The organism is Nocardia sp. NPDC004722 (assembly GCF_053601505.1).
In genome coordinates, this window is sequence record NZ_JBSGBY010000506.1 from 1 (window position 1) to 6,286 (window position 6,286).

Annotated in this window: 4 protein-coding genes and 2 pseudogenes; 2 read left to right on the forward strand and 4 right to left on the reverse strand. The window is 68.2% G+C overall.

Annotated elements, in window-relative coordinates; genetic code table 11:
* Window positions 1-516 (forward strand): annotated as a pseudogene (locus tag ACWELQ_RS34760) (hemin transporter); the annotation flags it as partial.
* Between the two features lie 183 nt (window positions 517-699).
* Here the strand turns inward: ACWELQ_RS34760 and idi are convergent.
* From idi to ACWELQ_RS34780, 4 genes are all read right to left on the reverse strand, one after another.
* Window positions 700-1,275 carry an isopentenyl-diphosphate Delta-isomerase gene (idi, locus tag ACWELQ_RS34765; protein ID WP_452401258.1) on the reverse strand — a complete coding sequence of 192 codons (576 nt, stop codon included), beginning with the start codon at window positions 1,273-1,275 and terminating at the stop codon, window positions 700-702.
* On the reverse strand, window positions 1,272-2,144 hold the full coding sequence (locus ACWELQ_RS34770) for a geranyl diphosphate 2-C-methyltransferase (RefSeq protein ID WP_452401259.1): 873 nt from the start codon (window positions 2,142-2,144) through the stop codon (window positions 1,272-1,274). The genes idi and ACWELQ_RS34770 overlap by 4 nt, the downstream gene beginning before the upstream one ends.
* 83 nt (window positions 2,145-2,227) lie before the next feature.
* Complete coding sequence (locus ACWELQ_RS34775) at window positions 2,228-3,913, reverse strand: family 2 encapsulin nanocompartment cargo protein terpene cyclase (protein ID WP_452401260.1); 1,686 nt, start codon at window positions 3,911-3,913, stop codon at window positions 2,228-2,230.
* 15 nt (window positions 3,914-3,928) lie between these two features.
* Window positions 3,929-5,335 carry a family 2B encapsulin nanocompartment shell protein gene (locus ACWELQ_RS34780; RefSeq protein WP_452401261.1) on the reverse strand — a complete coding sequence of 469 codons (1,407 nt, stop codon included), beginning with the start codon at window positions 5,333-5,335 and terminating at the stop codon, window positions 3,929-3,931.
* A gap of 359 nt (window positions 5,336-5,694) precedes the next feature.
* Here ACWELQ_RS34780 and ACWELQ_RS34785 point away from each other — a divergent pair.
* A pseudogene (locus ACWELQ_RS34785) lies at window positions 5,695-6,286 on the forward strand (acyl-CoA synthetase); the annotation flags it as partial.

The window sequence follows — 6,286 nt, forward strand, 5'->3', positions numbered from 1 at the left end:
GAGAACACGCCCGACGGTGAGGTCTCGACCTGGCTGCACGACACCGTGCACGCGGGGGACAGCCTCGAAATCACGCTGCCCGCCGGTGATCTCACCATCGACACCGAGGCCGCGACGCCGCTCGTGCTGATCTCCGCGGGCATCGGCGTGACCCCGATGGTCGGCATTCTGGAATACCTGGCCGCGGAGACGCCGACGCGCCGCACGGTCATTCTGCACGCGGACCGCTCCACGACCGCACATCCGTTGCGCGACACCGTCGCCGACCTCGCGACGCGGCTGAGCGACGTCTACCTGCGCGCCTGGTACCGCGCCGACGGCCACGGCCTGCTGGACGTGACCCGCGTCGAGCTGCCCGAGTACGCCGACTACTACCTGTGCGGCGGCACCGAGTTCCTGCAATTCGTACGCGCCCAGCTGATGGCGGCCGGAATCCCTTCCGACCGAGTCCATTTCGAGCTCTTCGCACCCAACGACTGGCTGCTGGACGCCGAACAGAGTGCCGTGCCAGCCTGAACCTACCGTCATCCCAGCAGGCATTGACCCCGTCAACCCAGCGCGCATTGGGCCCGTCACCCCAGCGCGCATAAGGGCCATCAACCCAGCGCGCATGAGGCCGTCATCCCAGCGCGCTTTTGGCTGGGATCCACAGCCGCCGGGTGGATTCCGGCCACAAGCACGCCGGAATGACGGGCGACCTCAGTCGCGTGCCGCGATGGTCGCGAGCACTCCACCCAACCACGGCGTGTAGTGCGCGGGTTCGGCCGCGACATCCTGCGCGAGGGTGTCGGGCCGGACCCAGGCGATATCGGCCACCTCGTCAGGATTCGGTTCGGGCGCGGCATGGGTGAGCGTCCCGATCAGCACGTGGTCGAATTCGAACTCGACGCGCCCGGTGTTCGGGTCGGTGGCCTGATAGGTGAAGGTGCCGACCTCGGTGAGCTCCGCGCTGATCCCGAGTTCCTCCTGCAAACGCTTGCCCGCCGCTTTGGCGACCGCCTGGCCCGGCTCCGGATGCCCGCAGCAGGTGTTGGTCCACAGCAGCGGGAACCGCGTCTTCACCCCGGCCCGCTGCTGCAACAGCGCCTGCCCGGCGGCGTCGAACAACAGCACCGAGAACGCCCGATGCAACCGCCCGGGCGCGGTGTGCGCCGCCGCCACCGACAGCGACCCCTGCGCCCGGCCCTGCTCGTCGACGAGCTCGACGAGCAGGGTCTCACGGTCTACCGCCGGTCCGGCGGCCGAAGCGTCGAAGGTGTCAGGAGCGCCGGTCACCGGCCCACCTTATCCGCGGTGATCATCAGGTACTGGAAGCTGCCCTCCTTGTACGAGGTCAGGAACGGCTTCTCGACGCCGGTCGCGAGTTCGGAGTGGGTGCGCAGTTCCCAGTAGGGGATGGTCGCCGGGGTGAGGTCGGTGACCGCGACCGGGACCAGGTTGTTGGCGGCGAGCGCCTTGAAGTACTCGCTGCGCGGGTGGATATTGCAGCCGTAGTGGGCGTCGATCCAGCTCACCGACGCCGACCGCGCGCCGAACACGTCGTTGGAGCAGCCGGTGATGCAGACGTAGCGCCCGCCCGGCTCGAGCAGCCGCGAGAACTCGGCGAACAGCTCGTAAAGGTCCACGTACATGGTGGTTTCATTGGTCCAGATGCCGCGCCGCGAGCCGGTCTCGAAGCCGGTGTCGAGCATGTTCTTGAAGTGGAAGCGGACCTTCTCGCTGACCCCGCGCTCGCGGGCCTGCTCATTGGCGAAACCCACCTGGTATTCGGAGATGGTGACGCCGTCCACCTGGCAGCCGAAGCGCTGATTGGCCATGAAACTGGTGCCGCCGCGCCCGGATCCGCCGTCCATCAGCGCGTCGCCGGGGCGGACGTCGCCGAGTTCGTTCAGCAGTAAGTCGGCCTGGGCGGTCTCGAGCCGGTGCAGTTCCTTGACGAGGCGGTCCTGACGCGTCTCCTCCGGGCCTTCCAGGACCGACAGGTCTGGTTCGCCGATGCCGTAGTGGTGGTGATACAGCCCGTCGACCTCGCCGAGCTTGGTGTTGACCCGGTCGTCGTTGGGGTTGTTGTTCCAGTAGGACGCCACCGACTTCTGGTATTCGGTCTTCAGGACGGCGTCGGGCTGGGGGTGGAGCGCGGTCATGGCAGGTCATCCTCTCGAATGGGCGATATGACGCTGGAAGTACTGCGCACGGAACAAGCTGTGTTTCAAGGGTTTTCGGTGATTCAAGGGTTTTCGTTGTAGCGGCGGCTGTCGGCGTGCCAGGCGCGGTTGCCGCCCATCCAGGCCCACAGGCCGGTCAGGAAGCGGTGCAACTCCGGGGAGCCGGTGGCGGCGAGCAGGCCCGCCTCGGCCTCGAAGCGGTGCACCAGTTCGTCGTGGATCTCGGCGGTGGCCTGCACGGCCTCCTGACGGCTGCAGTTCTCCTCGGCGGCGAGCACGGTGGGGAGGTTGAATTCCCTTCCGTTGGAGAGATCCTCGCGTGCCATGGAGTACAGGTCGTTGACCATCTGGCTGGCCAGCGCGGCGGTGGTGACCACCCGACGCACCCGCGGATCGGTGTATTCCGCGGCCGACAGTTCGTAGCCGCCGACCGCGTCGAGCGGGGCCATGCAGGGCAGGAAGCTGTGCGGTTGCCGGTTGAGCAGGTACTCCCACACCGGCGGCATGCGCCCGGCGGTGCGCCAGCCCGCCTCCGCACCGAGGGCGATGAACCAGCCCGCGATCTCGGTGCGCAGCCGCGCCACCTGGGCAGGCGTGGCGAACTGCGAGAGATGCTCGAAGGAGGTGCGGAAGGCCCGCAGGATCGGATCGTTCCGCATCGCCTCCTCCACCTTCACCTGGTAGCGCGCGGGCAGATGCACCGGATCCATGGCGGCGGCGGCCAATTCGAGCCGCGGCCCGAGTTCGGCCTCCGCGCTGGATTTGGTGCCGTCCGGTGCGATATCGCTGGCGTCCTCCTCGCAGTAGTAGTCGTCCACCGACCACTCCGAGACCGCGCACTTCGCCGCCGCGAGCAGCTTGTCCGCGTCGTCGCAGTCCGGATGCGCCAGCATGATCAGCCGCCCGAAGTCGGCCTTGCGCAGATCATCGAGGCGGCCCTCGTACAGCCCGATCTGCTCGGCCCACGCGAGGATCCCGACATTCACCGCCTCCGCCAGCGCCGGATCATCCCGCACCGGCGGCGGACAGTAGAGCGCCGGAATCACCGACCTCTTGGTGCGCCGCTCCGACCCGGTCCCGATCCCGCTCGGACCCTGCGAAAAGCGCCGCGCCCCAGCCGGGGCAGTGGGCGCGACGGGCGCGGACCCGCCGGATACGCCCGCTTTGCGATTCGCGGAGGCCGTGCCGATCCCGGTGGGGCCGTTCGCGATCCGCCGGGCCGGGCCACCGGGCGGGGTCGCGACCGAGGCCGGTGCGCCGGGCAGGGGCCGGAGGCTCGCCGCTGGTCCGGTCGGGCCGTCGATCTCCTGCGCGGCATGGGTTTGCGCCGGTGGCGACGGTTGCCAACCCGAGCCGAAGGAGCGGGGGATGGGGCGGAGGGGTTGGGCGGGTGGGGAAGTCGGGGGTCTGGGCGTCGGCACCGCGCCGCCGGCAGGCGACGGCGGACGCGATGCCTGTCCCGCGAGCTCCGTGATCACCCGGGGGTTGGGTAGGTTCACACGGAGGCTCGGGGCCCCGAGGCCGGCGGGGCCGAGTAGCCGTCGGGGGCCGTGCGCCTCGGCGGCGTCGGACGCGCCGAGGCTCGGATCATCGAGGCCGACCGCGGAATCACCCAGCGCGGCAACGGCTTCGGTCGCCGCCAGCAGGGTCGCGGGTGCGGTGGTGTCGAGGTTTTTCAGCAGGGCGGCGACGGCCGCCGCCACCTCGGAGGTGGCAGGCGGGGCCGCGGCGCGCGAGAGCACCGACATGGCTGGACACCCCGCTCAGTCGGACTTGCGGGCGACCAGCACATTGTCGAGAATGCCGAGCGCGTCGGGGACCAGGACGGCGGCCGAGTAGTAGCAGCTGACCAGGTAGGAGATGATCGACTGATCGTCGATGCCCTTGAAGCGCACGTTCAGGCTGGGCTCGTACTCGTCCGGAATCCCGGTCTGGTGCAGGCCGATCACGCCCTGATCCTTCTCACCGGTGCGCATGGCCAGGATCGAGGTGGTCTGGGTGTCGCTGACCGGGATCTTGCCGCACGGGAAGATCGGCACGCCGCGCCAGGCGGGCACGCGGTGGCCGTCCACCTCCACAGGGTCGGGATACAGTCCGCGCTTGGAACATTCGCGGCCGAAGGCGGCGATCGCCTTGGGGTGGGCCAGGAACAATTTGGTGCTGCGGCGCATGGACAGCAGTTCGTCCATATCGTCCGGGGTGGGCGCGCCGGACTCGGAGTAGATGCGCTGCTTGAGGTCACAGTTGTTGAGCAGACCGAAGTCCGGATTGTTGACCAGGTCGTATTCGCGGCGCTCGTAGAGGGCCTCGATGGTCAGGCGCAGCTGCTGTTCGATCTGATCCATCGGGTCGTTGAACAGATCCGCGACGCGGGTGTGCACGCGCAGCACCGACTGCGCCAGGCTCAGTTCGTATTCGCGGGGCTGGGCGTCGTAGTCGACGTAGGTGCCGTCGAGGATCGGCTCGCCGGAGTGGCCGGAGGAGATGACGATCTCGGCCTCGCCGTACTTGTTCTGCGGCAGCGCGGGCGCCTCGGCGACGGCGGAAAGGTGTTCCGCCAGTGCCGGAATGTTCTCCGAGAGCTGCTCGAGCGTGGAGCGGCTCAGCACCAGCATGGTGGTGGGGGTGACGGTCTTGATGGTGACCGGCCAGATGGCGTCGGGGTCGGTGAGGGTCTCGTCGCCGAAGAAGTCGCCGCCGCCGAGCATGCCGAGCTTGGTGGTCTCGCCGTACTCGCCGGTGCCGATCTTGGACAGCTTGCCGTGCACGATCAGCAGCACCTGATCCATCGGGTTGCCGAACTCCGCGACCACGGTGCCCGCGGGCAGATCCCGCTGTTCGAAGCGCCCGGCCACGGTGGCCAGGATCTCCTCGTCGGCGAAGCCGCGCAGCTGCGGCAGCTCCTGCAGTTCGAGGGGGATGACCCGGGCGTGCGGGCCGTTGATGATGTACTCCACCTCGCCGTTGCCGACGGTGTGGGTCAGGCGGCGGTTGACGCGGTAGACACCACCTTTCACCTGACTCCACGGCAGCGAACGGGTCAGCCAGCGCGAGCTGATGCCCTGCATCTGCGGTTCGGATTTGGTGGTGTGCGCCAGCTGGTGGGCGGCAGCGGTACTGAGCGTCTTGCGCTGGCCGTTTTCGGTTTGCAGGGGCATTTCGATGGTCATGCTGCGGTCCTCACCTCGATAGGGCCACCGCGAGGGAAGGCGGTGGAGTCCACGGCGAAACAGCAGGCCGGGGCGGGGCCTGCGTTAATTAGACAAGTGAGTGAATTGACATGCGCGACAGTGCGTTCCAGCGCTATCGATGGTAGGACTCCGGCCCGCGCGCCGTATCGAAATGCCAAAACATGATGCCTGGAATGTTGCTGTATCGCGTAAACCCCGAACGGCCGGTTTGCTTTGCGCGGCCCCGCATGGTGCTGGTCACAGCGCCAGCGCAGTAGGGTGGTGCTATGGCAAGCTCATCGGGACGCGTCGGGGCGGGTGACGCTGGTCAAGGCCAGGAAAAGTCTGGGAGTGAAGCCGTGAAATTCAATACGAGGTCCGTGGTGGGTCCGATCGAGCGATTGGTCGCGACCGCACAGAACGGGCTCGAGGTGCTCCGGTTCGGGGGACTGGTGCACGAGATCGAATCGTCGCCCTACGAGGTGGTGGAGCGCAAGCGGATGTACCGCCTGCGGCACTACTTCCCGGACGACACCGTCGCCGACCGCCCGGTGGTGGTGCTGGTGCCGCCGATCATGGTGACCGCGGAGATCTGGGACGTGAACGGCGCCGACGGGGCGGTCGGCATTCTGCATCAGGGCGGAATCGACTGCTGGGTGGTCGATTTCGGCTCACCGGCCACCGAAGAGGGCGGCATGGACCGCGACCTCGCCGACCACGTGCTGGCCGTCTCCAGCGCCATCGACTCCGTCACCGAAATCACCGGGCGTGGAGTGCATCTCATGGGGTACTCGCAGGGCGGCATGTTCGCCTACCAGACCGCCGCCTACCGCGCGGGCAAGGGCGTCGAGTCCATCGTGACCTTCGGCAGCCCGGTCGATGCCGTGGCGGGCATGCCCTTCGGCCTGCCGCACGGGCTCGTCTCCGACGCCGCCGACTTCCTCACCGACC

Coding starts and splice junctions, on each gene's coding strand:
- ACWELQ_RS34770 (WP_452401259.1), bottom strand. CDS start 2,144: ATGACCGCGCTCCACCCCCAGCCCGACGCCGTCCTGAAGACCGAATAC.
- ACWELQ_RS34775 (WP_452401260.1), bottom strand. CDS start 3,913: ATGTCGGTGCTCTCGCGCGCCGCGGCCCCGCCTGCCACCTCCGAGGTG.
- ACWELQ_RS34780 (WP_452401261.1), bottom strand. CDS start 5,335: ATGACCATCGAAATGCCCCTGCAAACCGAAAACGGCCAGCGCAAGACG.